The sequence below is a fragment of the Halomonas maura genome, assembly GCF_030409305.1.
In the GTDB taxonomy this organism is placed as follows: domain Bacteria; phylum Pseudomonadota; class Gammaproteobacteria; order Pseudomonadales; family Halomonadaceae; genus Halomonas; species Halomonas maura.
Genome location: NZ_JAUFPQ010000020.1, coordinates 40,709 through 66,030, shown reverse-complemented (window position 1 = coordinate 66,030; position 25,322 = coordinate 40,709). Strand labels below are relative to the sequence as shown.

Here is a 25,322-nt window from a genome sequence, read left to right as displayed (position 1 = left end):
CCCTACAGCTGCCCGGGCAACCGCCCCTCCAGCACCCTGCTGCTCGACGAGCTGACGCCGAGAAACCTCGGCGCACTGATCGCGCTCTACGAGCACAAGGTGTTCGTCCAGGGGGTGATCTGGAACATCAACTCCTTCGACCAGTGGGGCGTGCAGCTCGGCAAGCGCATCGCCGGCGAGATCAGCAGCCGCATCGACGCGCACAGCCAGGACTTCGACGGCTCCACCCAGGGCCTGCTCACGCTGGTCCGCGCGCACTTCCCCGCTCAGCACAACGAGCCCCAGGAAGAGCCCGCGAACAAGCGCCGCCAGTCGAACGACAAGCGTGATCCGAAAGCCCGGCAAGCGACATCGACATGAGGCCCCGCCGCGCCCCTCTCCCGCTTCGCCGTCAAGCGGCCGGGAGGCCGTGACGCCAACGACGGGCAAGGCGCAGTGCAACAGGGCCGGGGGAGCTAGCCTCCGGCCCCTTGCGTGTCGCGTCGCCACGCCGCGGCTCGGAGACACCCGGCAGGGGGCCGGGAAGACGCGATGACCTACTGCGGAGGATCGATGACGCCTCGCTAGCGATCCTCCGTCAGCCGCGCGCTCCCCGCCACCAGCCGCACCACCACCGGCCGGCGGACCGGCAGGCCGCTCAGGCGGTCACGGCCCGGCGGGGCGCCGCCGCTTGCCCGGCGTGGTCCGTCAGGCACTCCCGCAGCACGCCGCACTCCGCCTGCTTGTGGCGGGCGAAGCTCAGCAGCGGCGTCTCGAGTTCCGGGGTGACATTGGTGTCCAGCAACAGTCGGGATAACCGGCTCGCCTCGTCGGCGGCATCCAGCGCTTCCTCCAGCACCTCGCTCACCCCCCGCGCATCGACCGACGACGACGCTCGCGCCTCGGCGATGCTGGCCGCGGCGCCTGCCGGCTCATCGCCCCGGGTGACACAGGAGCCCAGCTCCATGTGCTCCGCCGCCTCCTGCAGCGCCTCGAGCTGCTGCTCGCACTCGACGCCGAGGCCGGTCATCACGCGGCTGATATCGGCGTGGCGCGACGCCAGGTCCTGGGCGAGCCGACGGTAGCGCTGCAGGTCCTGGCTTTCGAGGCCACTGGCGAGCGTCAAGCGTTCCTGGGGCAGCAGGGTGAGCGTCGTGATGTCGTCCATTGATCGCTTCCTCATGTTTCCGAAGGGGACAAGAAGCCGCCATGAAGGCCGCCCGACAACCCAGCCAGGCGGCGTGCCGCGAACGCCGTCGGGGGCGGCGCCCATCGGGCAACGGCATCTAGCCAATGCAAGGATAGTGCCAACTCTCGACAGATCGTAAGTCGTTGAGCCGAGGTCGCCGGCGCGCCAGCGGATCGCACGGCATGGCAGCGACGCACCGCTCGCGTCCGGACGGCGCGTGCGATGCGAGCCCATGGTGCATGTAGGCAATGATGCCGGCATCAACGTCTCGACCAAAAAAAGCCCCGGCCAGGGTGGCCGGGGCGCAAGGACAGCGACTGGCTGTCGAGAGAGAACCCATGAATTCAGTGGTGGAAGCGCTCCGCGGCTTCCCGGGCCAGCTGGCGGATGGCCTTCCAGTCCTCGGCCTCGACCAGGGACTGGGGCGTCAGCCAGGAGCCACCGACGCACATCACGTTCTTGAGCGCCAGGTAGTCGTCGGCGTTGTCCAGGCCGATGCCGCCGGTGGGACAGAAGCGCGCCTCGGGAATCGGGCCGGCGAAGGCCTTGAGCGCCTTGACGCCGCCGCTCGCCTCGGCGGGGAAGAACTTGAAGCGGCGATAGCCGAACTGCCAGCCGATCATCAGCTCCGACACCGTGGCCACGCCGGGCAGCATCGGCACGGGGCTGGAGACGCCATAGCGATAGAGGGCCTCGGTGGTCCCCGGGGTCACCACGAAATCGGCGCCGACCTGCTCGGCCTGGCGATACTGGGCCGGAGTCAGCACGGTGCCGATGCCGACGCTGGCCTGGGGCAGCGCCTCCTTGATGCGCCGGGTGGCCTCCAGGGCGCAGTCGGTGCGCAGGGTGACCTCCAGCACGCTGAGGCCGCCCTCGACCAGGGCGGTGGCCAGGGGCACGGCGTCTTCCACGCGCTGGATCGCCAGCACCGGGATCACCTCGGCCTTCAGGCAGATGCTGTCGATCTCGGTGATACGGGTGGAAGGCAGCTGTTTTTCGATGGTCATGTCGTGGCTCCAGGAATCGGGTCCGTCGGGGGCTCAGGGCGCCCAGTGGATGCTCAGGGGGCTGGCCAGGAAGGCGCGGATCGGCAACGTTCGGGTATCGTCGCCGGCCAGGGCCCGGCCGAGGACCGCGCGCTTCTCCTCGCCGGTGATGTGCAGGAAGTGGCGCAAGGCCTGGTGCAGGCGATCGGCACTCAGGGTGATGCGCGGCTGGGGCTGGCTCGGCGTGCGCACCGCCACCACCGGCTCGTCGGTGGACAGGGCCAGCTCGAGCTCCCGGCTGTCCGGGAACAGCGAGGCCGTGTGGCCATCGCCGCCCATGCCGAGGATCACCACGCTGGCCGGCCAGCTCAGCGCCGCGATGCGGCTGCCCACCTCGGCCGCCCCCTCCTCGGGGGTCGCGGCGTCGCTGGTCAGCGGCACGAAGCGGGCCTCGGCGGCCGCGCCCCGGAGCAGGTGCTCGCGCACCAGGCGGGCGTTGCTGTCGTCGGCCGTCTCGGCCACCCAGCGCTCGTCGGCCAGGGTCACGTCGATGCGCGACCAGGGCAACGCCATGGCCGCCAGGGCGTGGAAGAAGGGCACCGGGGTCGAGCCACCGGACACCACCAGCAGGGCCCGCTCGCGGTGGGCCAGGTCGCTTCTCAGGGCCTCGGCCACGGCCTCGGCGAGTTGCCGGGCCAGGGCGTCGCGGGGGGTGGGGATATCGCTCATCTCAGTAGTCCTCGTACCAGCTGCGGCCATCCTGGGTGATCATCGCGATCGACGCCACCGGCCCCCAGGAACCGGCGGGATAGCGCCGCGGGGCCTGGTCGTCCTGCCAGGCGGCGATCAGGCTGTCGCACCATCTCCAGGCGTGCTCCACCTCGTCGCGGCGCACGAAGAGGTACTGCTGGCCCTTCATGACCTCGAGCAGCAGGCGCTCGTAGGCATCGGGGATGCGCGACTTGGCGAAGGCGCTGTTGAAGTCCAGGTGCAGCGGCCCCTTGCGCAGGCGCATGCCCTTGTCCAGGCCACTGTCCTTGGTCAGCACCTCCAGCGCGATGCCTTCCTCGGGCTGCAGGCGGATCACCAGCTTGTTGGCCGCCAGGGCGCGCTGGTCGGGATCGAAGATGTAGTGAGGCTGCTGGCGGAAGTGAATGACGATCTGCGACATCTTGGCCGGCATGCGCTTGCCGGTGCGCAGGTAGAACGGCACCCCCGCCCAGCGCCAGTTGGACACCCCGGTCTTCATCGCCACGAAGGTCTCGGTGTGGCTGTCGGTGTTGGCGTCGTCTTCGTCGAGGTAGCCCGGCACGCTCGCCCCGTCGGCGGTGCCGGCGATGTACTGCCCGCGCACCACGTCGCGGCCCAGCATGTCGTCGGTGAAGGGCTTGAGCGCCTTGAGCACCTTGACCTTCTCGTCGCGGATGGCATCGGCGTCGAGGTTGGCGGGCGGGTCCATGGCGATCAGGCAGACCAGCTGCAGCAGATGGTTCTGGACCATGTCGCGCAGCTGGCCGGCCTTGTCGAAGTAGCCCCAGCGCCCCTCGATGCCGACCTTCTCGGCCACGGTGATCTCCACGTGGGAGATATGGTTCTGGTTCCACTGGGTGCCGAACAGCGGGTTGGCGAAGCGCAGCGCGATCAGGTTCTGGACCGTCTCCTTGCCCAGGTAGTGGTCGATGCGGTAGATCCGCGACTCGGGGAAGACCGCCCCGATGGCGTCGTTGACCTCCTGGCTGGAAGCCAGGTCGAAGCCGATGGGCTTCTCCACGACCACCCGGCTGCGCTCGTCGAGACTGCCGCTGGCCTCCAGGTGACGGCAGATGTCGCCGTAGAGGCTGGCGCCGACCGCCAGGTAGACGACCAGGGGGCGGGCGCTGCCGGCCTGGCGCCACTCGCGGATGGCCGCATAGCCTTCCGGCTGGGTGGCATCCAGCTGGCTGTAGTCGAGGCGAGCCAGGAAGCGCTTGACGACCGCACGATCCATCTCCTCCGCCTTGACGTAGCGCTTGAGCGCCGCCTCCACCTTGCTGCGGAAGCCCTCGGCATCCACGTCCTGACGCGCCACGCCGAGCACGCGGGTGTCCTCGTCGAGCAGCCCCTCCCGGTCGAGCTGATAGAGCGCGGGATACAGCTTGCGCTGCGAGAGGTCGCCGAGTGCGCCGAACAGGGCGAGATCGATTGCCGTGTCGATGTCGCCGGAGGTCCGGGCCTCGCCGGACCGCTTGTGTTGGCTCATGTCCGCCCCCATTTGGTTAACTTAGCAAAAATTCTAGCGCAACGCGGCGCCAGCATCCAAAATATTTTGTAAAATTACTACTAAATGCCAAGCCCACGACCAACGCCTGTGACTTGCCCCTCGGGTCGCGCTAGGATGCGCCCCATAATGTAGTTAAATCACCACGTACATCTAATAACCGGTGGCGCCCGTGGCGCCCCCGCCGTCAGGGAGACACACTCGCTCATGGTCAGTCACGATCTGCTGGACCGCATCCGCCGCCGACTCGATGAGCTCAACCGTTCCGAACGCAAGGTCGCCGACGTCATCCTCGCCGACCCCGGCACCGCCACCAGCATGAGCATCGCCAGTCTGGCGCATGCCGCCTCGGTCAGCGAGCCCACCGTAAACCGTTTCTGCCGCAGCTTCGATGCCAAGGGCTATCCGGACTTCAAGATCAAGCTGGCCCAGAGCCTGGCCGGCGGCACGCCCTACGTCAGCCAGGCGGTGGAGCCCGGCGACGCCGCCGGCGATTACACCAGCAAGATCTTCGGCGCCACCATCGCCGCCCTGGACGTCGCCAGTCGCGAGGTGGATCCCGCCCGTGTCGAGCGGGTGGTCGACTACCTGACCCAGGCCAAGCAGCTGCACTTCTTCGGGCTGGGCGCCTCCGGGGCCGTGGCCCAGGACGCCCTGCACAAGTTCTTCCGCTTCAATATCCCGGTGTCGGCCTACATCGACGTGCTGATGCAGCGCATGGTCGCCGCCGCCTGCCACACCGGCGACGTGGTGGTGATCCTGTCCTACACCGGCCGCACCCGCGAGCTGGTGGACATCGCCCGCCTGGCCCGGGAAAATGGCGCCGTGGTGCTCGGCATCACCGCCCCCGACTCGCCGTTGGCCGACGAGTGCACCGAGACCCTGGCGGTGACTGCCCCGGAGGACACCGAACACTATATGCCGATGACCTCGCGGATGATCCAGCTGGCGTTGATCGATGTCCTGGCCACCGGCGTGACGCTGCGCCGCGGCGAGGACTTCCTGCCCCACCTGAAGAAGATCAAGGACAGCCTGAAGCCGACTCGCTTCCCCGCCGGCAGCGGGGAGTGAGACCGGCGTCTCGGACCTCCACTCGCCTCGCGGGCGGAGTCATCCGGTCCCGGCGGCGGTCATAGCAGACGAGGACCCCCGGCCCCGACGGCCGGCCATGACACGGAGCCGCGATGCCCCCACCGCCATTGACCCTGCAGGACTGGCGCGCCTGGTGGCCCGGCCAGGCCCGCCCTGACGACCCCCGCCTGTCGGTGGAGGAGCGTCCGGCCGGTCAGGCCGTGCCGGCGATGCTGCGCCGTCGCCTGAACCTTCCCGGTCGCGCGATCAGCGACATGCTCGACGCGCTGGACCCGGAGGCCAGCCGGGTGCTGATCCATGCCTCGCGCCATGGTGACGGGGAGCGCACCCTGCAGATGCTCGAGGCGCTCACCGCCGGGCAGCCGGTCTCGCCCGCCCGTTTCGGCCTCTCGGTGCACAACGCCATCCTCGGCGTCCACTCGATCGCCTCGGGCAACCGCCGCTCCCAGCAGGCCCTGGCGGCCTCGGGGGCCGAGCTGGCCGCCCTGTTCGGCGAGGCCCGAGGCTACCTGGCCGACAGCGAGGGCTCGGTCGTCGTGGTCTTCAGCGACGCCCCGGTGCCGGAGCGCTTCCGCGGGGCGGACACCCCCGAGGTCGAGCTGGCCGCGGTGGCCATGCGACTGGGCACCGCCACGGGCCGTGTGATCACCGCCGAGCCCCTGCCGGCCGACGCCGTGCCCGCCCGGGCCCCGCAGCCCACGGACGTCATCCGCTGGCTGCTCGGCGAGGCCCCGCTGGACTGCCCCGGCCGCCGCCTGCGCTGGCGGCTGGCCGGCTGACCCGGTTCGATATCCCCATCCCTGGACGAAGGAGCCGCCCATGGCGACCCCACTGGAACACGAACTCAAGCAGCTGATCATCGAGACCCTGGAGCTCGAGGACACCACCCCCGAGGACATCGATCCCGACGCGCCGCTGTTCGTCGAGGGCCTGGGCCTGGACTCCATCGATGCCCTCGAGCTGGGCCTGGCGCTGCAGAAGACCTACGGCATCCAGCTCGAGGCCGAGAGCGAGGAGGCCCGCCGCCACTTCGCCAGCCTGCGAAGCCTGGTGGCCCTGGTCGAGGCACGGCGCAACGACTGAGGCGGCTGCCCCGTCCCGGCCATGTCCCGCCCGCGCCTCCCGTCCCTCGCCACGCCCCTGGCCGTCGCCGGCCTGCTGGCCTGGCCGCTGCTGGTCCTCGTCCTGCTGCCCCGCCTGGGGGCCGCCCCCCTGCTGGGGCTGGTCGCCCTGCTGGCCGCCTGGCGACTGCCCGCCGCCCATCGCCGCTGGGCGCTGGTCCCCTGCCTCGCCGCCCTGGCGATGATCGCCCTGGGCCGGGCGGAACTCGGCGTCAGGGCCTGGCCGGTGGCGGCCAACGCCGTGCTGCTGGCGGTGTTCGCCAGCTCGCTGTGCCGCCCGCCCTGCGTGGTCGAGCGTCTCGCCCGTCGCCAGGAGCCCGACCTCTCCCCCGCCGGGGTCCGCTACACCCGGCGCGTGACCGGGGTCTGGTGCGGCTTCTTCCTGGTCAACGGCGGCCTGGCGCTGTGGACGGCGCTGGCCGCCGACCTCGCCCTCTGGACCCTGTACAATGGCGCCATCGCCTACGCCCTCGGCGCCACGCTGTTCGCCGCCGAGTGGTGCATCCGCCAACGTGTCAGGAACCGCCATCGTGTCTAACCCCGCTCGCCCCCCCAGCGACGCCCCCTTGACGAGCCAGCCCTGGCGCCATGTCGCCCCGTCGCGGATGGCCGCCTGGGACGCCGATGCCGGCCGCCCCGTCGCCTGGGCCGAGCTGCACGGTCGCATCGGGGCCTGGCAGCGCCGGCTGGACGCCCTGGCCGTCCCCGGCCAGCGCTGGCTGCTGCATTGCCGGTGCCCCCGGGAATTCGCGGCGGCGTTGATCGCCTTGTGGGCGCGCGGCGACAGCGCCGTGCTGCCGGCCGACGATCGCCCCGAGACCCTCCAGGCCCTCGCCACCGAGTGCCGCGCCGCCCTCGGCGACGTTGCCGGCGGCCTCGTCGCCGCCCCCTCGCCGTCACCGCCCCACTGGGGGCCCCTGGAGCCGTCGCGGCGGGCCCTGTCGCTCTACACCTCGGGCTCCAGCGGCGAGCCACAACGCATCGACAAGAGCTTCGCCCAGCTCGACGCCGAGCTGGCGGCCCATGCCCGGCTGTGGCCCCTCGAGGGACGGCTGGTGATCAGCCAGGTCAGCCACCAGCACATCTACGGCCTGCTGTTCGGCATCCTGCGCCCGCTCTGCGAGGGAGCCCCCCTGGCCGGCGCCGCCTGCCGGACCCCCGAGACGCTCGGCGCCTGGCTGGGTCGCCTGGCCGAGGCGCCGGCGGCCCCGCCGGGCGCGGTGCTGGTCAGCGCGCCGCCGCCCCTGGAGCGGTTGCCGGAGACGCTCCTCCCGCCGGCCGCGGCCGGCCGGCTGGCCCGGGTCCACTCCTCGGGCGCGCCCCTCTCCGCCGCGGCCAGCGCCCACGCCCGCCGGGTACTCGGCGCGCCGGTCGAGGAGGTCTACGGCAGCTCCGAGACCGGCGGCATCGCCTGGCGCGACCAGCAGCGGGGCGAGGCCTGGACGCCCCTGCCCGGCGTCGAGGTGCGCGCCGACGACGCGGGCGGCCTGTGGCTGCGCTCCGCCTATCTCGAGACCGCCGAGTGGCGGCCCCAGGCGGATCGCATCGCGCCCGGGCCACAGGGCTTCCGCCTGCTGGGGCGGGCCGACCGCATCGCCAAGGTGGGAGGCAAGCGGCTGTCGCTCACCGGCCTGGAGCGTCGCCTCGCCCGCCACCCGGACGTCCTGCGGGCCCATGCCCTGCCGCTGCCGGGACGCCCCCATCGCCTGGGAGCCGTGCTCCAGCTCGCCGCCCCGGCGCTGCCCTGGTGTCGCGAGGCGCGGCGCGCCCGGGTGGCCGAGCTGCGCGACGCCCTGGCGGGCGCCTATCCCGCCTCGCTGATGCCGCGCCACTGGCGCTTCGTCGCGACCTGGCCCACCAATGCCCAGGGCAAGCTGGGCGCGGCCGAGGTGGCCCGCCTGTTCCGCGACCTCGACGACCCGCGAAGGCCCCGCTGGCTCGGCGTCGAGACGGAGGGCGCGGGGCGCTGCCGGGTGACCCTGGAGGTGCCCGAGCGGCTGAGCTACCTGGCCGGCCACTTCCCCGAGCAGCCGGTGGTGCCGGGCGTGGTGCTGGTGCAGTGGGCGGTGGCCCTGGCCGAGGAGCACCTGGGCCTGGCCGGCGAGTTCCGCGACCTGGCCCGGGTGCGCTTCCCCCAACCGCTGCTGCCCGGCGAGCGAGCCACCCTCGAGCTGGCCGTGGACACCACCGCCGCGGGACCGCGCCTGGCCTTCTCGCTGACCGGCCGGCACGGCTGCCATGCCCGGGGCCGGGTGCAACTCGCCCGGGGGGAGGTCGATCATGCCGGCTGAGCCGCCGATTCGCTCCTGTGTGCTGATCCCCGTGTACAACCATGGCGCGGCCATCGCCGCCACCTGTGCCGGCGTGCGCCCGCTGGGCGTCCCGGTGCTGCTGGTGGACGACGGCAGCGACCCGGACTGCGCGGCCGTGCTCGACGCCCTGGCCCGGGAGCCCGACACCCTGCTGCTGCGCCTGCCGCAGAACCGCGGCAAGGGCGCCGCGGTCAAGGCCGGGCTGCGCGAGGCCCAGCGCCGGGGCTTCACCCATGCCCTGCAGGTGGACGCCGACGGCCAGCATGCCCCCGAGGACCTGCCGCCCTTCCTCGCCGGCCTGGCCGAGGCCCCCGGCGAGCTGCGTATCGGCTACCCCCGCTTCGACGCCAGCGTGCCCCGCCACCGCTTCTACGGACGCTACGCCACCCACGTGCTGGTGTGGATCAGCACCCTGTCGCTGTCGCTGCGCGACACCATGTGCGGGGTCAAGCTGTTCCCGGTGGCGGCCACCAACCGGCTGGTGGCCCGCCACGACTGCGGCGACCGCATGCAGTTCGACACCGAGCTGCCGGTACGCTGGCTGTGGGCCGGCGGGCCGGTCGCCAACCTGCCGGTGCGCGTGCACTACCCGCTGGACGGCGTCTCCCACTATGCGCTGTGGCGGGACAACCTGCTGCTCGCCGGCATGCATGCGCGGCTGCTGCTCGGCATGCTGTGCCGGCTGCCGCGCCTGGTCGGCGGCCAGCGCAGCGGAGGGCCGCCGCCATGAGGGCCAGCCACTGGGCGCAGATTCAGGAGCGCGGCAGCCTGGCCGGGATGCGCGCCATGGTGTGGATCCGCCGCCACCTGGGCCGACTGCCGTTCCGCCTGGTGCTGGGCCCGGTGGTGCTCTACTACTACCTCAGCCACCCGCTGCCACGCCGCGCCTCCCGGGAGTACCTGGCCCGCATCTGGCCGGAGCACGCCGGGCAGCCACCCCGCCATCCGCGCCTGCTGGGCCTGCGTCACTTCATGGCCTTCGGCCAGGTGCTGATGGACAAGGTCGACGCCTGGAGCGGCCTGCCCCCCGCGGTGCGCATCGCCCCCGAGGACCATGCGCGGCTGGACACCGCCATCCGCGGCGGCCGGGGCGGGCTGATCCTGGTCTCCCACCTGGGCAACCTGGAGATCTGCAGCGCGCTGGGCCAGCGCCGACCGGACTTCCATGTCACCCAGCTGATGCATACCCGCAACTCGCGCAAGTTCAACCGCCTGCTGGCCCGCACCACCGGCCGGCAGGGCCCGGAGATCGTCGAGGTCGGCGATATCTCGCCGGCCACCGCCATGCGCCTGGCGGCCCGCATCCAGGCCGGCGGCTTCGTGGTCATCGCCGCCGACCGCGTGCCCCTCGCCGAGCGGGGCCGCACCCGGCGCCTGCCCTTCCTGGGCCGGCCGGCCCCCTTCCCGGAGGGCCCGTTCCGGCTGGCGGCCCTGCTGCGCTGCCCGGTCTACACCCTGAGCTGCCTGCGCGAGGGGTCCGCCTACCGGATCGCCTTCAGCGCCTTCGACGACACCACGCGGCTCGCTCGCAAGTCCCGCGAGGCCTGGTATCTCGAGGCCATGCAACGCTATGTCGACTGGCTCGCCGCCCAGTGCCGCCAGCATCCCCTGCAATGGTTCAACTTCTTTCCCTTCTGGCACGCCCATGACTGACACTACCGCTCCCCCCCTGGTCCTCGATGGCCGTGACGTCGCGCTGGCGGCCGTCGAGGCCGTGGCCCACCGCCGGCGCCGGGTCCAACTCTCCGACGACCCGGCCTTTCGCGCGCGCATCGCCGCCGGCCCCGCCTTCCTCGACCGCCTGCTGGCGGAGGACGGCGTGATCTACGGCGTCACCACCGGCTTCGGCGACGCCTGCACCCGGGCCGTTCCCGCCGAGCTGCACGAGGAGCTGCCCCGCCACCTCTACACCTTCCACGGCTGCGGCCTGGGCGAGGTGCTCGACGTGGAGGCCGCCCGGGCCGTGGTGCTGGTGCGCCTGGTGTCCCTGTGCCGCGGGGTCTCGGGGGTCAGCCTGGCGCTGCTCGAGCGGCTGGCCTGGCTGCTCGAGCACGACGTGGTCCCGGTGATCCCCGCCGAGGGCTCGGTGGGCGCCAGCGGCGACCTGACCCCGCTGTCCTACCTCGCCGCGGTGCTTTGCGGCGAGCGCGAGGTGTTCGATGGCGGCCGCCGCCGGGCCACCGCCGAGGCCTTCGCCGAGCGCGGCCTGGCCCCCTACCGGCTGCGCCCCAAGGAGGGCCTGGCGCTGATGAACGGCACCGCGGTGATGACCGCCCTGGCCGCCCTGGCCTGGGGCCGCGCCGAACGGCTGTCGCGGCTGGCCAGCCGCATCACCGCCATGAGCGTCTGGGCGCTGGACGGCAACCCCTACCATTTCGATGCCGACCTCTTCGCGGCCAAGCCGCACCCCGGCCAGCAGCGCGTCGCCGCGCGGCTGCGCGACGACCTGGGACGGGACACCCCCGGCACCACCCCGCGCAACCCCTCGCGCCTCCAGGACCGCTACTCGACGCGCTGTGCCCCCCATGTCATCGGCGTGCTCGAGGATGCCCTGCCCTGGCTGCATGCCCAGCTCGAGCGCGAGCTCAACAGCGCCAACGACAACCCGCTGATCAACGCCGAGGCCGGCAAGGTGCTGCATGGCGGCCACTTCTACGGCGGCCACGTGGCCTTCGCCATGGATGCCCTGAAGCCCCTGGTGGCCAACCTGGCCGACCTGCTCGACCGCCAGCTCGCGCTGCTCGTGGACCCGCGCTACAACCACGGGCTGCCCGCCAACCTCAGCGGCGCCGACGCCGAGCGGCTGGCCCTCAACCATGGCTACAAGGCGCTGCAGATCGGCGTCTCGGCCTGGACGGCGGAGGCCCTCAAGCTGACCATGCCGGCCAGCGTGTTCTCGCGCTCCACGGAGTGCCACAACCAGGACAAGGTCAGCATGGGCACCATCGCCGCCCGCGATGCCCTGCGCGTGATCACCCTGACCGAACAGGTCGTCGCCGGCGTGCTGCACGCCGCCGGGCAGGCCCTGGACCTGCGCCGCGACCGGTCGGCCTGCGCCCCGCCCCCGGCCCTGGCCGCCTGGCAGGAACGCCTGCGCCGACGGGTCCCCTTCCTCGCCGAGGACCGGGCCCTGGAATCGGAATTGCGCGGGCTCTGCCGGCACCTGCCCCGCCTCGCCCGGCACCTCTATCCGGAATGACCGCCCGGCACCGCCGGACCCCTCAGGGAGACCGCCCATGACCCGCCTGCTCACCCTGCTGCTATGCCTGCTGCCCACCACGGTCCTGGCCTTCGGGCTCGGGGACCTGCAACGCCGGCTCGAGGCCACGCCCAGCCTGGAGGGACGCTTCGTCCAGACCCGTCACCTGGCCGACCTCGACAGCCAGCTGGAGAGCACCGGCCACTTCCGCTACGAGCGCGACGCGCGGGTGGTGTGGACCCTCGAGACGCCGGTCGAGGAGCGCCTCGAGTTCTCGGCCGACGCGCCCCCCGAGTTGGGCGCGGGCGACCGCCGCCAGGCCGAGGCCGCCACGCTGTTCCTCGACCTGCTGCAGGGCCACTGGCAGGCCCTCGAGGAGCGCTTCACCCTGAGCCTGAGCGGCGATGCCGACGCCTGGCGGGTCACCCTGCGACCCCGCCAGGCGGCCCTGCGCCAGCGCATCGACGAGATCCGCCTGCGCGGCGGCCGCTACCTGGAGCGACTGGCACTGGACGCGACCAACGGCGACCGGTTGAGGGTGCGCCTCTCCGACCAGCGGCCCGTGGAGACCGGCGATGCCGCGCCCTGACGCCGGGCGTCTGCTGGCCGCCCTCTGGGCCGGCCTGCTGCTGGGCTGCGCCCTGCTGCTGGCGTGGCAGCTGCGCGACGGCCTGCCGGCCGACACCCGGCTCACCGCGATGCTGCCGGAGGATCGCCGCACGCCGCTGGTCGAGCGAGCGGACGACCAGCTCGGCCAGGCCTTCGCCGAGCGCTTCGTGCTGCTGCTCGACGCGCCGTCGCTGGCGGGGGCGGCCGCCGACCTGGCCCGGGCCCTGCAGGCCACCGACGGCGAGCGCCCGCTGCTCGACCGCCTCGACTGGCGGGCCAGCGACCTGGCCGACCGCGGCCCCGACCAGCGCCTCGGCGAGTCCCGCTACCGCCTGCTCACCGCGGAAGTGCGCCGGGAAATCGACGCCGACGGCGGCCGGTCCCTGGTGGCACCGGCCCTGCGCGCGCTGTTCTCGCCGACCGCCACCACCGATCCGGTCGCCGATCCCTTCGGCCTGCTGGACCGCTGGCTGGCCGCCCACGACACCAGCCCGGTGCAGAGTCGAGACGGCCTGCTGACGGTGACCGACGACGGCCGGCCCCAGGCCCTGCTGATCGGCCACCTCGCCGCCTCGCCCTATGACCTGGCCGCCCAGCGCTCGCTGACCACCGCCCTGGACGCCTTCCGCGCCGCCCACCCCGAGGCGACGCTCTCCCGCTCGGGGCTGGTCTTCCACGCCGCCGCCGGGGCCCGCCAGGCGCGCGGCGAGATCACCACCATCGGCCTGGGCGCCCTGGCCGGCCTGCTCGGCATGCTGCTGGCCGTGTTCCGCTCGCCGCGGGCCATCGCCCAGATGCTGCTGCCACTGGCGACGGGGCTGCTGCTGGCCCTGCCGCTGACCCTGCTGCTGTTCGGTCGGTTGCACCTGCTGACCCTGGCCTTCGGTGCCAGCCTGATCGGCATCGCCATCGACTATGCCCTGCACCTGCAGTGCCGTCGCGCGGTCCAGGGCCGGCGCTTCCGGCTGCACGCCATGCTGCCGGCCCTGGCCCTCGGCCTGGCCTCCAGCCTGGTGGCCTACCTGGCCCAGGCCCTGACGCCCATGCCGGGCCTGCGCCAGATGGCGGTGTTCGCTGCCCTGGGGCTGGCCGGCGCCTGGCTCACCGTGGTGCTCTGGCTGCCCCGCCTGCGCCTCGCCCCGCACCCGGTGACCGCGCGCCTGGCGCGGGTCTGGTGGCTCCGGGCCGGCCCCCGCGGCGGGCTCTCGCCGCGCCTGGCGCTGGTCGGCCTGCTGCTGGTGGTCGCCGTGATCGCCTGGCGACTCGACACCGACGACAGCCTCGCCCTGCTCAACCCTTCGCCGGCCGAGCTGCTGGCCGAGGAGCGCGCCCTCCAGGGCCTGCTGGGCCGCGACACCGGCCGCCGCTACCTGCTGGTCCGCGGCGCCGACGAGCCGCGCCTGCTCGAGCGCCTCGAGGGCCTGGGGGCGACCCTCGAGCGCTGGCGCGACCAGGGCGCCGACTTCTCGGTCCATAACCTCACCGACAGCGTGCCCTCGCCGGCGCGCCAGGCCGCCGACCTCGAGCGGGTGCGCCGGCTCTACGGCGAGCCGCTGGCCGAGCTGGTGGCGCGCGCCGGCCTGCCCCCCCGGACCCTGGACCGGGCCCGCGCCCGGCTCGAGGCCGTGCCGCTGCTCGGCGTCGAGGCCTGGCTGGGGTCCCCGCCGGGACGTCACCAGCGGCGCCTGTGGCTTGGTGACAGCGGTGACGGCGTGGCCGCGTTGATCCTGCTGACCGACCTGCCCGCCGGCGCCGGGGCCGAGGCGCTGGACGCCCGCCTGCAGGCCCTGGCCGATGCCCGGCCGGGGGTCACCTACGTGGATCGCGCCGCCCGCCTGGGCCGGCTGCTCGGCGAGTTGCGCGGCCAGATCGCCGGCTGGCTGGGCGGCGCCCTGGCGCTGCTCGCGCTGGGCCTGGCCTGGCGCTATCGTGGACACACCTGGCGGGTGCTGACGCCCCCGCTGGGGGGCGTACTCGGCGTGCTCGGGGTCTACGCCCTGGCCGGGGTCCCGCTGAACGTGTTCAGCCAGCTCGGCCTGCTGCTGGTGCTGGGCATCGGCCTGGATGCCGGCATCTTCGGCGCCGAGGCCGAGGGCCGGGCGGCCACCTGGCTGGCCATCAGCCTGTCCACCCTGACCAGCCTGCTGGCCTTCGGGCTGCTGGCCTTCAGCGCCACCCCCGCGCTGCACTACCTGGGACTGTCCTGCCTGATCGGCCTGGCCCTGGTATGGTGGCTGGCACGCTGGGCCGCCCCCGGCGTCGAGACCTCGCCAAGGGAGAGTGCCCATGTCGAGACACCCTGACACCGACGCGGACGTGCTGATCATCGGCGCCGGCCCCGCCGGTGCGGCGGCCGCCGCCTGGCTGGCCCGCGCCGGCTACCGGGTACGGGTGCTGGAGCGTGACCACTTCCCGCGCTTCTGCCTCGGCGAGAGCCTGCTGCCGGCGTGCATGGAGGACCTCTCGCGGGCCGGCCTGCTCGACAGCGTCCAGCGCGGCGGCTACCAGGTCAAGGACGGTGCCGCCTTCACCTGGCGGGGGCGGGAGGCTACCGTCGACTTCCGCGACCAGCCGGGCCCCGGCTGGCGCCACACCTATCAGGTCGAGCGCGCCGACTTCGACCAGCGGCTGATCCACGCCGCCAGCGGGCAGGGCGTCGAGGTCGAATTCGGCGTGACGGTCACCGAGGTCCACCCGGACCACCGGCGCCCCCGCCTCACCCGGGTCGACCAGCACGGACGCACCCGGGTCCTGACGGCCCGCTTCCTGCTCGATGCCAGCGGTCCCGGGCGGGTGATCGCCCGCGCCCTGAGCCTCGCCCGGCCACCCCGGCTGGCGCCGCGCCAGGCCCTCTTCAGCCATGTCGACGATGGCATCCGCGACGCCGCCTTCGACCGCGACAAGATCCTCATCGCGATCCATCCCCGGGAAGCCGGCGTCTGGTACTGGCTGATCCCCTTCAGCGGCGGCCGCGCCTCACTGGGGGTGGTCGGCGATCCCGCGGCCCTGGCCCGCCACGGCGGCACGCCCGAGGCGCGCTGGCAGGCGCTGCTGGACGCCGAACCCCGCCTGCGCGGCCTGCTGCGGGACGCGCGGCGCCGCCGCCCGCTCGGCGAGCTCCAGGGCTATGCCGCCGCGGCCTGCCGCCTGCATGGCCCCGGCTACGCCGTGCTCGGCAATGCCGGGGAATTCCTCGACCCGGTGTTCTCCTCGGGCGTCACCATCGCCCTGCGCTCGGCGCTGCTGGCCGCGCCCCTGGTCGCCCGTCGGCTGGACGGCGAGGCGATCGACTGGGCGGCGGCCTTCGAGACGCCGCTGCGCCGCGGCATCGCCACCTTCCGGGCCTTCGTCGAGGCCTGGTACGACGGCCGCCTGCCGGCGATCATCTTCCATCCCCGCCAGCCCGCCTCGCTGCGCCGGCAGATCAGCGCGGTACTGGCCGGCTATGCCTGGGATGACGACAACCCCTTCGTGCGGGCCCCGAATCGCCGCCTGACCGCCCTGGCCCGCCTCTGCGCTCACCGGCCATCTCCCGGGGGGGGCCCGTGAGGGCGCTGTCGAGCCTGCTGCCGGCGCTGCTGCTGACCCTGCAGCTGGGCGGCTGCGCCGCGCTGCGGCCGGCCCCGCCGCCCTCGCCGGCGCTGGCGGCGATGCCGGCCATGGGACCGGTCCAGCGACGCCTGACCCTGACCCCCGACGCCAGTCCGCAGCAGGCCCGGACGCTGATCATGGTGGTCAGCCTGGAGGCAGACCGCCTGCGCGCCGTGCTGCTCACCCCCTACGGCCAGCGCCTGGCCACCCTGGTCCGGGATGCCCGCGGCAGCCGCTACGAGAGCGGCGACGCCGCCGTCCCCGGGGAGGCCCCGCTGCCGGTCCCGGCCGACTGGCTGGCCGCCCGCCTGGAATGGTGCCTGTGGCCCCTGGAGGCCCTGCGGCAGGCCTTCGCCGGGACGCCCTGGTCGGTGGCGCGGGTCGGCGACAGCCGCGAGATCCGCCATCGCGGCAGCCTGGTCGCGCGCATCCGCCCGGCCGATCCCCGGCTCGGGAGCCCGCAGCGGGTCTTGCTGGATGACCGCCAGGGTGAGTACCGTCTGACCATCGCCCCCCTGAAGGAAGACCCGCCATGAGCCCACGTCCCTGCCCGCCACGGCAGCCCTGTCGGCTGTCGCCGCCGGCCATCGTCTGCAGCCTGGGCAGCGGCCTCGCCGAGCTCCGCGAGGCGCTGGCCGAGGGGCGCCGAGGGCTGACCACCGACGACGCCTACACTCCCGGCCGGCCGCTGCCGCTGGGCCGCGTCACGGTCCCCCTCCCGGCGACGGACGACTGGCCGGCGGCCCACCGCAGCCGCAACAATCGCCTGCTGGCCGCCGCCCTGGAACGCCTCGCGGCGCCGCTGCACCGGGTGCTCGCCAGCCATGATCCGGCACGCATCGGGGTGGTGATCGGCACCAGCACCTCCGGCATCGCCGAGACCGAGCAGGCCCTGGCCCGGGCGGGCCAGGGGCCGCTGCCCGACGGCTTCCGCTATGCCCAGCAGGAGCTGGGCGCGCCGGCCCGCTTCGTCGCCGACCGGCTGGGCCTGGCCGGGCCGGCCTACGCCCTCTCCACCGCCTGCAGCTCCGGGGCCCGGGCCCTGGCCAGTGCCCGCCGGCTGCTGCTCGCCGGCGAGTGCGACGCGGTGATCGCCGGGGGCGCCGACAGCCTGTGCCGGCTCACCGTCAACGGCTTCGCCAGCCTCGAGGCCATCAGCGAACGGCCCTGCGAGCCCTTCTCGCGCCACCGCGACGGCATCAACCTGGGCGAGGCGGCGACCCTGTTCGTGGTCGAGGCCACCGCGGGCGGCATCCAGCTCGAGGGCATCGGGGAGAGCGCCGATGCCTATCATGTGTCGGCGCCGCGGCCCGACGGCAGCGGCGCCCTGGCGGCCATGCGCGAGGCGCTGGAGCAGGCCGGGCGGCGCCCCGAGGAGGTCGACTACCTCAACCTCCACGGCACCGGCACCCCTCACAACGACCGCATGGAAGCGGCGGCCATCGCCGCGCTGTTCGCCGCCCCGCCGCCCTGCAGCTCGACCAAGGCCCTCACCGGCCATACCCTGGGCGCCGCCGGGGCCCTGGAGGCGGCCTTCTGCTGGCTGGCCCTCGACGCCGGCTTCCTGCCGCGCCACGTCTACGACGGTCACTACGATCCCGACCTGCCCGCGCTGCCGCTGGTGACCTCTAGCGCCGCCGCCAGGCCGCGCCTGGCGCTGAGCAACTCGTTCGCCTTCGGCGGCAACAACGCCGCCCTGCTGCTGGGACGCCACGACTGACATGCCCGACCTGCCCGACCTGCCCTGCCCCATCGCGCCCTACGTGCCCCACCGCCAGGCCATGTGCCTGCTCGAGCGGCTGGTGGCGCTGGACGACGGCTTCCTCGCCGCCGAGACCCGCCCCGGCCCCGACGATCCCTTCGCCACGCCCCGGGGCATCCCCGGCTGGGTGGGCCTCGAATGGCTGGCCCAGGCCGTCGCGGCCTGGGCCGGCGTCGAGGCGGCGCGCCGCGGCGAGGCCCCGGCGGTCGGCTTCCTGGTGGGCAGCCGGCGCTATTGTTGCCCGGTGGGCCACTTCGCCCTGGGACGCCGGGTCCGGGTCGAGGTGAACCTCGACTTCCGGGCCGACAATGGCCTGGCCGAGTTCCACGGCCGCGTGCTGGCCTCCGGCGGCGAGCCGCTGGCCGAGGGCCGGCTGCAGGTCTTCGAACCCCATCGACGCGGGGCCTCCCCCGCCTGACGAGACGCCATGAACGACAGCATCCTGATCACCGGCTCCAGCCGCGGCATCGGCCGCGCCATCGCCCTGCGCCTGGCCCGCGACGGCTTCGATGTGGTGGTGCACGCCCGCCGCCCCTCGGCCGACGCCGAGGCCGTGGTGGCGCAGGTCCGCCGGGCGGGCGGCCACGCCCGCCTGCTGTGCTTCGACGTCACCGACCGCGAGAGCGCGCGCCGCGTCCTGGAGGACGACGTCACGGCCCACGGCGCCTACTACGGCGTGGTGTGCAACGCCGGGATCACCGCCGACGCCACCTTCGCGGCCATGAGCGACGAGGCCTGGGACAACGTGCTGCACACCCACCTCGACGGCTTCCACAACGTGGTCAAGCCGCTGGTCCTGCCGCTGGTGCGGCGCCGGGCTCCGGGCCGCATCGTGGTGATGTCGTCGGTCTCGGGACTGATGGGCAACCGTGGCCAGGTCAACTACAGCGCCGCCAAGGCCGGCCTGATCGGCGCGGCCAAGGCCCTGGCCGTGGAACTGGCCAGCCGCGGGATCACCGTGAACTGCGTGGCCCCCGGACTGATCGACACAGAGATGGCGGAAGACCAGCTGGATGCGGCGACCCTCGGCCAGATCCCCATGCGCCGCGCCGGCACCGCCGACGAGGTCGCCGCCCTGGTCAGCTTCCTGTGCTCCGCCGAGGCGGGCTATATCACCCGCCAGGTGTTCGGCGTCAACGGCGGCCTGTGCTGAGGTCCTGCTCCGCGCCGACGCTGGACCTGGTGATGGCGCGGGTGCCTCCCGGTCGCGACCGCGACGCGCCCTCGCGGCGGGGACGCGAGCTGCTCAGCCGCCTGGCGCGGCGCCGCGGCCTGGACTGTCCGCTGGACGGCTGGTCGCCGCGGGGCTCGGGGCCGCCACGCCACCCCGCCCTGCCCACCGGGCTGCACGCGGCCCTCTCCCATCGCGACGAGCGGGTCGTGGCGGGGCTCGCCGACTGTCCCGTCGGCCTCGACCTGGAGCATGCCAGGGCCCGCCATGCCAGGCGCCTGGCGGCGCTGGTCGCCCGACTGCCCGAGCCCGAGGTGCGTCGGGCCATCCTCGCCGCCGGGGATCCGCCGGCGGCCTTCTACCGCGCCTGGACCCTCCACGAGGCGCTCTTCAAGCTGGCGTGCCTCGCCGGCCGGCCGCCGCCCGCGGTGCTCGCCACCCGCCTGGCCCGCCTCGGACCCGGCGGCGGCCTCCTCGCCTGGCAGTGGCAGGAGGCCGACTGGACCCTGTCGATCTGTGCCCCCGATGCCCGGCTGCGCATCACCGCCGCCCCGCGCTTGCCGCTGAGGCGCCTGTCCCACGACGCCCTGCCCTGAGCCCGGCTTGCCAAGGGGCCGGCTAGCCACAACAATAGCGGCCTCACCCCTTTCCCGGAGCCCGCCGATGCGCTGGATCGCCGCCTGCACCGCCGCCCTCGCCCTGTTCGCCCAGGGCGTCGCCGCCGACACCTTCCGCTTCACCGCCATCCCCGACGAGGATCAGTCGCGCCTGGTCGAGCGCTTCTCCAAGGTCGCCGACTACCTCGAGATGCGGCTGGACGTCGAGGTGGAATACGTGCCGGTGAAGTCCTACGGCGCCGCGGTCACCGCCTTCCGCAACGACCAGGTCCAGCTCGCCTGGTTCGGCGGCCTCTCTGGCGTCCAGGCCCGTCGCCTGGTGCCGGGTTCCCAGGCCCTGGCCCAGGGCGCGGAGGACGCGGAATTCGAGAGCTACGTCATCGCCCATCGGTCCACCGAGCTGGAGCCCGCCGACGAGTTGCCCGCGGCCATCGAGGGCAAGAGCTTCACCTTCGGCGCCAAGACCTCGACCTCCGGCCGGCTGATGCCCGAGCACTTCCTGCGCCAGCGCTTCGCTGCGGCCCCCGAGGAGATCTTCTCCCGGGTCGGCTTCTCCGGTGACCACTCGCGCACCATCGCCCTGGTCGAGGCCGGCACCTACGAGCTCGGCGCGGTCAACTACTCGGTCTGGGAGGCCGCCGTGGAGGACGGCCGCGTCGACACCGACAAGGTCGAGGTGATCTGGTCCACGCCGACCTATCCGGATTACCAGTGGACCCTGCGCGGCGACGCCGACGAGCGCTACGGCGAAGGCTTCACCGAGGCGGTGCGCAGCGCCCTGCTGGACATGGACGACCCGGACCTGCTGGCGAGCTTCCCCCGCTCGGCCTTCATCCCCGCCGACAACGCCATGTATGCCCCCATCGAGGACGTGGCGGAAGACCTCGGCCTGCTGCGCTGATGGGCGAGTCCCGCCATAGCCTGGTCGCCCTGGAGGGCGCCGATCTCGGCCACGGCGACCGGGTCGTGCTGCCGGGTCTGCGCCTGCGGTTGCACCACGGCGAGCGGGTCGCCCTGCTGGGACCCAGCGGGGCCGGCAAGTCGACCCTGCTGGCGGGCCTGCGCGAGCGCCTCGGCGACGCGGCCGCCTGGTGTCCCCAGCACCACGGCCTGGTGCCGGGTCTCGCGGTCTACCACAACATCTACATGGCCCGCCTGGCCGAGCACTCGGCGCTGGCCAACCTGTGGAACCTGGTGCGCCCGCTGCGCACGCCCTGGCGGGAGATCGCCGAGCTCTGCGCGATCCTCGGTCTCGAGGGCCTGATGCGTCGACCGGTGGGTCGGCTGTCCGGTGGCCAGCGCCAGCGCACGGCCATCGGCCGGGCCCTCTACCAGCGGCGCCCGGTGTTCCTCGGCGACGAGCCGGTGGCCAGCGTCGACCCCCACCAGGCCCTGCGCCTGCTGACGCTGATCGAGGCGCGCCATGCCACCAGCGTGGTCGCCCTGCACCAGCGCGAGCTGGCGCTCTCCCATTTCGACCGGGTCTGGGGGCTGCGTGACGGCCGGCTGGTGATCGACGCCCCGGTCACTGAGCTGAGCCTCGCCGATCTCGACGCCCTCTATCCCGACGCCGAGGCCACCACGGCGGCCGACCCGGGCGACCCCGCCGAGATGGCCGCGCCCGCCCCGGAGGCGCTGCCCTGCTCCCGGGGGAGGGCATGAGCGACGCCGTCACGCCCGCCCGGCCGGCCTGGCTCGCCGGGCGCGCCCCGGGGCCGCGCCTGGCCCGCCATACCCTGACCCTGGTCGCCCTGGCCCTGCTGCTGCTGCCGCTGGCCGACCTGGCGGTGATCACCCGCGATCCCTGGACCGAGCTGGCCCGCATGGCCCGGGGCCTGGCCTGGCCGGCCTTCGGCGCGGTGGAGTCGCCGCTCTCGGCGTTGGGGCTGACCGTGGCGGTGGCCCTGTGGGGCACCCTGGGCGGCGTGGTGCTGGGCATCCCGCTGGCGCTGCTGTTCGCCCGCTCGCGCCTGGTGCGCGCCGGCTGCGCCTTCGTCCGCGCCATCCACGAGCTGTTCTGGGCGCTGCTGTTCCTGCAGGTGTTCGGCCTCTCGGCACTCACCGCGCTGCTGGCCCTGGCCATTCCCTACGCCGGCATCTTCGCCAAGGTCTATGCCGAGATCCTCGAGCAGGCGCCGAGCGCGCCCCGGGACGCCCTGCCCCCGGGGGTCGGCCGCCTCTCGCGGCTCGTCTACACCGAGTTGCCGATGGCCTGGGCCCAGCTCGCCGCCTATACCCGCTACCGCTTCGAGTGCGGCCTGCGCGCCAGCGTGCTGCTCGGCTTCGTCGGCCTGCCGACGCTGGGCTTCCAGCTCGAGACCGCCTTCCGCGAGGGGCGCTACCCCGAGGCCGGGGCCCTGCTGTGGTGCTTCTACCTGCTGATCGCCGCCCTGCCCTGGTGGAGCCACCGGCGCCTGGTGCCGCTGCTGCTGGCGGGCGGCGCCTTCCTGCTCGGGCCCTGGCCGGCGGTGGACGGCGGACTGCTGTGGCGCTTCGTCAGCCAGGACCTGTGGCCCGCGCCACTGCGCGCGGGCGACGGGGCCGGCCTGGCCGACTGGCTGGCGCACATCCCCGATCTCGCCCCGGCCATCGGCAATACCCTGCTGCTGGGGCTGCTGGGCACCGTCGGTGCCCTGCTGGTGGCGCTCACGCTGTGGCCCCTGGCCAGCCGCCACTTCGGTTGCGGGCCCTCGCGGCTGGCCGGTCGCGGCCTGCTGATCCTGCTGCGCTCGACCCCCGAACTGATGCTGGCCTTCGTCTTCCTGCTGCTGCTCGGGCCGTCGCTGCTGCCCGCCTGGCTGGCGCTGTCACTGCACAACGGCGCGCTGATCGCCTTCCTCGCCGCCCGCCATGCCGACGCCCTGGCCCCCGGGATGCCGGGACTGTCCGCCACCGGCCGCTATGCCTACGAGCTGCTGCCGCGCATCTACCCGGGGCTGCTGGCGCTGCTCTACTACCGCGCCGAGGTGATCCTGCGCGAGACGGCGATCCTCGGCATGCTGGGGGTGGCGACACTCGGCTACTACATCGACGAGAACTTCCAGTACCTGATGTTCGACGTGGCCTTCTTCCTGCTGCTGGTCACCGCCGGGCTCAACATCGCCGTGGATGCCCTGTCGCGACGCCTGCGCCCCCGCCAGGTCCCGCTGGACGACCCCTGCCTGCGCTGATCCCCGAACACGCAAGGCGAAGGGCCGGCGCCATCCAGCGCCGGCCCTTCGCCTCAGGCGTGCATCACGACCGGGATCAGGCGGCGTCCTTCACCAGGGCGGTGACGGTGATCTCCACCCGCAGCTCGTCGGCAGGCATCGGCGCACAGACACAGGTGCGTGCCGGGGCATGGCCTTCCGGCACCCAGGCATCCCAGACGGCGTTCATGGCCGCGAAGTCATGGCCTTCCTTGAGGTAAAGAGTGGCGGACAGCAGGTGCTCGCGATCCGAGCCGATCTCCTCGAGCAGGGCATCGACCCGGGCCAGCATGCTCTCGGTCTGCTCGGTGATGTCGCCCTGACGGGCCTCGGGGCCGGCCACCTGGCCGCACAGATAGGCCACGCCATTGTGGATCACGGCACGGCTCATGCGGGCCTTGGTGTCGTGGCGTTGGATGGTCATCGATACGTCTCCTGCCATAAGGGGTGAACTCAAGATGATAACCTAGCGATAAAGAACAAAGCAGTCGATATCACCGATTCATTCGGCACAATCGATACACTTCAATGCCACCGGGTCTCCCTCCAGGCGCCGGGCCGCGATCCATTCGCCGCAGGCGATGCAGACGCCGTACTCGCCCCGCGCGATCCGCGCCAGGGCCGAGGCGATACGCGTCAGGGCCAGCCGGCGACGCTCCTCCTCGGCCCTGGCCATCGCCTGGCCCTGCAGCGCATCCATGCGCGACAACCGCCCCACCGCGGTCTGGTCCAGCATCACGGTCTCGCGGGCGTCGCGGCTGTCGGCACTCTGCTCGAGGAGGTCGTCGCGCAGGGCCTCGAGGCGGGCGGTGACGGCGGCCATGTCCAGCTCGGGATGGTTCATGGGCTCTTCTCACGGTGATGACGACGTAGTGGCGCGGCCCCTGTAAGCATTCGTCAGCGGCCGCGACACATCAAGGCCTATCGGCGCATCGCCGCGATGCGCGGTGGCACCGCTGCCATGTTGACCCGAAGGACAAAGACCCTAGGGCGTCACGCGCCCGGCGCCAGGCCGGTACGCCCCCATCCTAGGGGGTAGCCCCTCGGGCCTCGGGACTGGCCAGCACCCCCTGGGCCAGCCACCAGCTGCCGACCAGCAGCGCCAGCATGCCCGCCAGCACCAGGGTGAAGGAGGCGCCCAGGTCGAGCGCCAGCCCCACCAGCGCCGGGGCGATCCCGGTGGAGAACACCATCGCCGCGCTCAGGGTGGCACGCACCCGCCCCAGGTGCTCGGCGCCCCACAGCCGCACCAGCAGGCTGGTGGCGATGGCCTCCTGGGCGCCCATCCCCAGACCGCCGCCCATCATCAACGCCCACACCGTCAGGTGCCCCCCCAGGGTGAGGGCCAGCAGCAGGGCCAGGGCGAAAGGCAGCAGGTAGAGGCGTGCCAGGCGCACCGGTCCCAGCCGGTCGACCCAGTGGCCGCCGAGCAGCGCCCCGGGCAGCTTGGCGAGCCCCATGCCGGTCAGGGCCAGCGAGTAGCTGGCCAGCGAACTGCCCATGGCCTCGGTCAGATGGGCCTGGTAGATGAACAGCCCGGTCATGGTGATCGGCAAGACCATCAACAGCGGCAGCAGCCGCCAGAAGCGCGCCTCGCGGAAGGGCCGCGGCCCCTCGCGGCTGGCCTGTCGGTCCCGCCGCGAGCGCGGTGCCGCCGGCCAGGGGGCGCCGCCCAGCATCAGCAGCCACGCCAGGGCGACCGCCGCGGCCAGGCTCCACCACAGCTCGCGCCAGCCGAGCCACACCAGCAGCGCGGCGACCAGCGGCGGCAGCAGGGTCTCGCCGAGCATCAGCCCCAGTCCGGCGAGCCCCAGGGCCCGGCCACGCAGGGCGGTGAACTCGCGTCCCGCCAGGGTATTGCCCAGGTGACTCATCATGCCCTGGCCACACAGCCGCACCAGGCCCAGCCCCAGCAGCCCGACCAGCCAGCCGGGAGACAGCGTCAGCAGCAGGATGCCGGCGAGCAGCGCCAGCAGGACGGCCAGGGCGAAGCGACGCGGCGCCACCCAGTCGATGCTGGGGCCGAGGCGCAGCATGGCGAAGCCACTGGCCAGGGTGACCAGGGCGTAGGCGGTGCCGAACTCGCCGGCGGACAGGCCCAGCCGTTCGCCGATGGGCACCTGGAAGAGGCCGATGAAGAAGCTCTGGCCCAGGCTCGACGAGAACATCGCCAGAAAGGCGATGCCGAGCAGCCCCCGATGGTCCCTCAGCAGGGTGCGATAGCTCATGATGCTCTCCGGTTGGCGGCG

At 73.3% G+C, this 25,322-nt stretch carries 27 protein-coding genes; 20 read left to right on the top strand and 7 right to left on the bottom strand.

The features are described 5' to 3' along the window. On the top strand, positions 1-360 hold a 360-nt coding region (locus tag QWY76_RS14075), incomplete at its 5' end, for a phosphoglucose isomerase-related protein (RefSeq protein ID WP_494337411.1). A 277-nt stretch (positions 361-637) separates the two neighbouring features. On the opposite strand, the gene QWY76_RS14070 is transcribed toward QWY76_RS14075, so the two are convergent. From QWY76_RS14070 to zwf, 4 genes are all read right to left on the bottom strand, one after another. Then, positions 638-1,147: a hypothetical protein gene (locus tag QWY76_RS14070; protein ID WP_290311931.1), complete on the bottom strand. Its 510-nt coding sequence runs from the start codon at positions 1,145-1,147 to the stop codon at positions 638-640. Positions 1,148-1,512: 365 nt separating this feature from the next. Continuing rightward, positions 1,513-2,175 (bottom strand): bifunctional 4-hydroxy-2-oxoglutarate aldolase/2-dehydro-3-deoxy-phosphogluconate aldolase, encoded by a 663-nt coding sequence (locus tag QWY76_RS14065; protein ID WP_290311930.1) that lies wholly within the window; start codon positions 2,173-2,175, stop codon positions 1,513-1,515. Between the two features lie 33 nt (positions 2,176-2,208). Further along, the gene (pgl, locus tag QWY76_RS14060; protein ID WP_290311928.1) at positions 2,209-2,883 is read right to left on the bottom strand and encodes a 6-phosphogluconolactonase; all 675 of its coding nucleotides are present in this window, start codon (positions 2,881-2,883) and stop codon (positions 2,209-2,211) included. 1 nt (position 2,884) lies between these two features. After that, the gene (gene zwf, locus QWY76_RS14055; RefSeq protein WP_290311927.1) at positions 2,885-4,393 is read right to left on the bottom strand and encodes a glucose-6-phosphate dehydrogenase; all 1,509 of its coding nucleotides are present in this window, start codon (positions 4,391-4,393) and stop codon (positions 2,885-2,887) included. Between the two features lie 225 nt (positions 4,394-4,618). Here zwf and QWY76_RS14050 point away from each other — a divergent pair, with 225 nt between their 5' ends. The 19 genes from QWY76_RS14050 to QWY76_RS13960 all read left to right on the top strand — a co-directional run bounded on the left by QWY76_RS14050 (position 4,619) and on the right by QWY76_RS13960 (position 23,055). After that, complete coding sequence (locus QWY76_RS14050) at positions 4,619-5,482, top strand: MurR/RpiR family transcriptional regulator (protein ID WP_290311926.1); 864 nt, start codon at positions 4,619-4,621, stop codon at positions 5,480-5,482. 113 nt (positions 5,483-5,595) lie between these two features. Continuing rightward, a complete protein-coding gene (locus QWY76_RS14045) occupies positions 5,596-6,282 on the top strand; it encodes a beta-ketoacyl synthase chain length factor (RefSeq protein WP_290311925.1) in 687 nt (228 codons plus the stop codon). Positions 6,283-6,322: 40 nt separating this feature from the next. Beyond that, complete coding sequence (locus QWY76_RS14040; protein WP_290311924.1) at positions 6,323-6,586, top strand: phosphopantetheine-binding protein; 264 nt, start codon at positions 6,323-6,325, stop codon at positions 6,584-6,586. A 21-nt stretch (positions 6,587-6,607) separates the two neighbouring features. Next, positions 6,608-7,162: a COG4648 family protein gene (locus QWY76_RS14035; RefSeq protein ID WP_290311923.1), complete on the top strand. Its 555-nt coding sequence runs from the start codon at positions 6,608-6,610 to the stop codon at positions 7,160-7,162. Then, positions 7,155-8,915, top strand: coding sequence for an ApeI family dehydratase (locus QWY76_RS14030; RefSeq protein ID WP_290311922.1), 1,761 nt, complete (start codon positions 7,155-7,157; stop codon positions 8,913-8,915). Before QWY76_RS14035 ends, QWY76_RS14030 begins: the two co-directional genes overlap by 8 nt. Beyond that, entirely contained in the window at positions 8,905-9,666 is a 762-nt protein-coding gene (locus QWY76_RS14025; protein ID WP_290311921.1) for a glycosyltransferase family 2 protein, read from the top strand. The genes QWY76_RS14030 and QWY76_RS14025 overlap by 11 nt, the downstream gene beginning before the upstream one ends. After that, the gene (locus QWY76_RS14020) at positions 9,663-10,589 is read left to right on the top strand and encodes a lysophospholipid acyltransferase family protein (protein WP_290311920.1); all 927 of its coding nucleotides are present in this window, start codon (positions 9,663-9,665) and stop codon (positions 10,587-10,589) included. The genes QWY76_RS14025 and QWY76_RS14020 overlap by 4 nt, the downstream gene beginning before the upstream one ends. Continuing rightward, positions 10,582-12,135, top strand: a complete 1,554-nt coding sequence (locus tag QWY76_RS14015) for an HAL/PAL/TAL family ammonia-lyase (protein ID WP_290311918.1) — start codon at positions 10,582-10,584, stop codon at positions 12,133-12,135. Before QWY76_RS14020 ends, QWY76_RS14015 begins: the two co-directional genes overlap by 8 nt. A 37-nt stretch (positions 12,136-12,172) precedes the next feature. Continuing rightward, the gene (locus QWY76_RS14010; protein ID WP_290311917.1) at positions 12,173-12,724 is read left to right on the top strand and encodes a LolA family protein; all 552 of its coding nucleotides are present in this window, start codon (positions 12,173-12,175) and stop codon (positions 12,722-12,724) included. After that, entirely contained in the window at positions 12,711-15,047 is a 2,337-nt protein-coding gene (locus QWY76_RS14005; RefSeq protein ID WP_290311916.1) for an MMPL family transporter, read from the top strand. Before QWY76_RS14010 ends, QWY76_RS14005 begins: the two co-directional genes overlap by 14 nt. Continuing rightward, entirely contained in the window at positions 15,031-16,293 is a 1,263-nt protein-coding gene (locus tag QWY76_RS14000; protein WP_290311915.1) for an NAD(P)/FAD-dependent oxidoreductase, read from the top strand. The genes QWY76_RS14005 and QWY76_RS14000 overlap by 17 nt, the downstream gene beginning before the upstream one ends. Further along, entirely contained in the window at positions 16,290-16,871 is a 582-nt protein-coding gene (locus tag QWY76_RS13995; protein ID WP_290311913.1) for a DUF3261 domain-containing protein, read from the top strand. Before QWY76_RS14000 ends, QWY76_RS13995 begins: the two co-directional genes overlap by 4 nt. Beyond that, positions 16,868-18,055 (top strand): beta-ketoacyl-ACP synthase, encoded by a 1,188-nt coding sequence (locus tag QWY76_RS13990; protein ID WP_290311912.1) that lies wholly within the window; start codon positions 16,868-16,870, stop codon positions 18,053-18,055. The genes QWY76_RS13995 and QWY76_RS13990 overlap by 4 nt, the downstream gene beginning before the upstream one ends. 1 nt (position 18,056) lies before the next feature. After that, complete coding sequence (locus tag QWY76_RS13985; RefSeq protein WP_290311910.1) at positions 18,057-18,515, top strand: hotdog family protein; 459 nt, start codon at positions 18,057-18,059, stop codon at positions 18,513-18,515. Between the two features lie 9 nt (positions 18,516-18,524). Beyond that, entirely contained in the window at positions 18,525-19,250 is a 726-nt protein-coding gene (gene fabG, locus QWY76_RS13980; protein ID WP_290311909.1) for a 3-oxoacyl-ACP reductase FabG, read from the top strand. Beyond that, positions 19,244-19,864 carry a 4'-phosphopantetheinyl transferase superfamily protein gene (locus tag QWY76_RS13975; RefSeq protein WP_290311908.1) on the top strand — a complete coding sequence of 207 codons (621 nt, stop codon included), beginning with the start codon at positions 19,244-19,246 and terminating at the stop codon, positions 19,862-19,864. Before fabG ends, QWY76_RS13975 begins: the two co-directional genes overlap by 7 nt. Before the next feature lie 67 nt (positions 19,865-19,931). Beyond that, positions 19,932-20,786: a putative selenate ABC transporter substrate-binding protein gene (locus tag QWY76_RS13970; protein WP_290311907.1), complete on the top strand. Its 855-nt coding sequence runs from the start codon at positions 19,932-19,934 to the stop codon at positions 20,784-20,786. Continuing rightward, complete coding sequence (locus QWY76_RS13965) at positions 20,786-21,547, top strand: ATP-binding cassette domain-containing protein (RefSeq protein WP_290311906.1); 762 nt, start codon at positions 20,786-20,788, stop codon at positions 21,545-21,547. Before QWY76_RS13970 ends, QWY76_RS13965 begins: the two co-directional genes overlap by 1 nt. Further along, entirely contained in the window at positions 21,544-23,055 is a 1,512-nt protein-coding gene (locus QWY76_RS13960) for a PhnE/PtxC family ABC transporter permease (protein WP_290311905.1), read from the top strand. The genes QWY76_RS13965 and QWY76_RS13960 overlap by 4 nt, the downstream gene beginning before the upstream one ends. 76 nt (positions 23,056-23,131) lie before the next feature. Here QWY76_RS13960 and QWY76_RS13955 read toward each other — a convergent pair whose 3' ends face one another. The 3 genes from QWY76_RS13955 to QWY76_RS13945 form a co-directional block, all read right to left on the bottom strand. Further along, the gene (locus QWY76_RS13955) at positions 23,132-23,497 is read right to left on the bottom strand and encodes a RidA family protein (protein WP_290311904.1); all 366 of its coding nucleotides are present in this window, start codon (positions 23,495-23,497) and stop codon (positions 23,132-23,134) included. Positions 23,498-23,575: 78 nt separating this feature from the next. Continuing rightward, entirely contained in the window at positions 23,576-23,917 is a 342-nt protein-coding gene (locus tag QWY76_RS13950; RefSeq protein WP_290311903.1) for a TraR/DksA family transcriptional regulator, read from the bottom strand. A gap of 184 nt (positions 23,918-24,101) precedes the next feature. Further along, positions 24,102-25,301 carry an MFS transporter gene (locus tag QWY76_RS13945; protein ID WP_290311901.1) on the bottom strand — a complete coding sequence of 400 codons (1,200 nt, stop codon included), beginning with the start codon at positions 25,299-25,301 and terminating at the stop codon, positions 24,102-24,104. Positions 25,302-25,322: the final 21 nt, after the last annotated feature.

What these genes read in the sequence shown, in the direction of transcription:
- QWY76_RS14015 (WP_290311918.1), top strand. Translation starts at nt 10,582, where the DNA reads ATGACTGACACTACCGCTCCCCCCCTGGTCCTCGATGGCCGTGACGTC.
- QWY76_RS14035 (WP_290311923.1), top strand. Translation starts at nt 6,608, where the DNA reads ATGTCCCGCCCGCGCCTCCCGTCCCTCGCCACGCCCCTGGCCGTCGCC.
- QWY76_RS14065 (WP_290311930.1), bottom strand. Translation starts at nt 2,175, where the DNA reads ATGACCATCGAAAAACAGCTGCCTTCCACCCGTATCACCGAGATCGAC.
- QWY76_RS14010 (WP_290311917.1), top strand. Translation starts at nt 12,173, where the DNA reads ATGACCCGCCTGCTCACCCTGCTGCTATGCCTGCTGCCCACCACGGTC.
- QWY76_RS13970 (WP_290311907.1), top strand. Translation starts at nt 19,932, where the DNA reads ATGCGCTGGATCGCCGCCTGCACCGCCGCCCTCGCCCTGTTCGCCCAG.
- pgl (WP_290311928.1), bottom strand. Translation starts at nt 2,883, where the DNA reads ATGAGCGATATCCCCACCCCCCGCGACGCCCTGGCCCGGCAACTCGCC.
- QWY76_RS13945 (WP_290311901.1), bottom strand. Translation starts at nt 25,301, where the DNA reads ATGAGCTATCGCACCCTGCTGAGGGACCATCGGGGGCTGCTCGGCATC.
- QWY76_RS14040 (WP_290311924.1), top strand. Translation starts at nt 6,323, where the DNA reads ATGGCGACCCCACTGGAACACGAACTCAAGCAGCTGATCATCGAGACC.
- QWY76_RS14070 (WP_290311931.1), bottom strand. Translation starts at nt 1,147, where the DNA reads ATGGACGACATCACGACGCTCACCCTGCTGCCCCAGGAACGCTTGACG.
- QWY76_RS14045 (WP_290311925.1), top strand. Translation starts at nt 5,596, where the DNA reads ATGCCCCCACCGCCATTGACCCTGCAGGACTGGCGCGCCTGGTGGCCC.
- QWY76_RS14000 (WP_290311915.1), top strand. Translation starts at nt 15,031, where the DNA reads ATGTCGAGACACCCTGACACCGACGCGGACGTGCTGATCATCGGCGCC.
- QWY76_RS14020 (WP_290311920.1), top strand. Translation starts at nt 9,663, where the DNA reads ATGAGGGCCAGCCACTGGGCGCAGATTCAGGAGCGCGGCAGCCTGGCC.
- QWY76_RS13960 (WP_290311905.1), top strand. Translation starts at nt 21,544, where the DNA reads ATGAGCGACGCCGTCACGCCCGCCCGGCCGGCCTGGCTCGCCGGGCGC.
- QWY76_RS13985 (WP_290311910.1), top strand. Translation starts at nt 18,057, where the DNA reads ATGCCCGACCTGCCCGACCTGCCCTGCCCCATCGCGCCCTACGTGCCC.
- QWY76_RS13955 (WP_290311904.1), bottom strand. Translation starts at nt 23,497, where the DNA reads ATGACCATCCAACGCCACGACACCAAGGCCCGCATGAGCCGTGCCGTG.
- QWY76_RS14005 (WP_290311916.1), top strand. Translation starts at nt 12,711, where the DNA reads ATGCCGCGCCCTGACGCCGGGCGTCTGCTGGCCGCCCTCTGGGCCGGC.
- QWY76_RS14025 (WP_290311921.1), top strand. Translation starts at nt 8,905, where the DNA reads ATGCCGGCTGAGCCGCCGATTCGCTCCTGTGTGCTGATCCCCGTGTAC.
- fabG (WP_290311909.1), top strand. Translation starts at nt 18,525, where the DNA reads ATGAACGACAGCATCCTGATCACCGGCTCCAGCCGCGGCATCGGCCGC.
- QWY76_RS13950 (WP_290311903.1), bottom strand. Translation starts at nt 23,917, where the DNA reads ATGAACCATCCCGAGCTGGACATGGCCGCCGTCACCGCCCGCCTCGAG.
- QWY76_RS13990 (WP_290311912.1), top strand. Translation starts at nt 16,868, where the DNA reads ATGAGCCCACGTCCCTGCCCGCCACGGCAGCCCTGTCGGCTGTCGCCG.
- QWY76_RS13965 (WP_290311906.1), top strand. Translation starts at nt 20,786, where the DNA reads ATGGGCGAGTCCCGCCATAGCCTGGTCGCCCTGGAGGGCGCCGATCTC.
- zwf (WP_290311927.1), bottom strand. Translation starts at nt 4,393, where the DNA reads ATGAGCCAACACAAGCGGTCCGGCGAGGCCCGGACCTCCGGCGACATC.
- QWY76_RS14050 (WP_290311926.1), top strand. Translation starts at nt 4,619, where the DNA reads ATGGTCAGTCACGATCTGCTGGACCGCATCCGCCGCCGACTCGATGAG.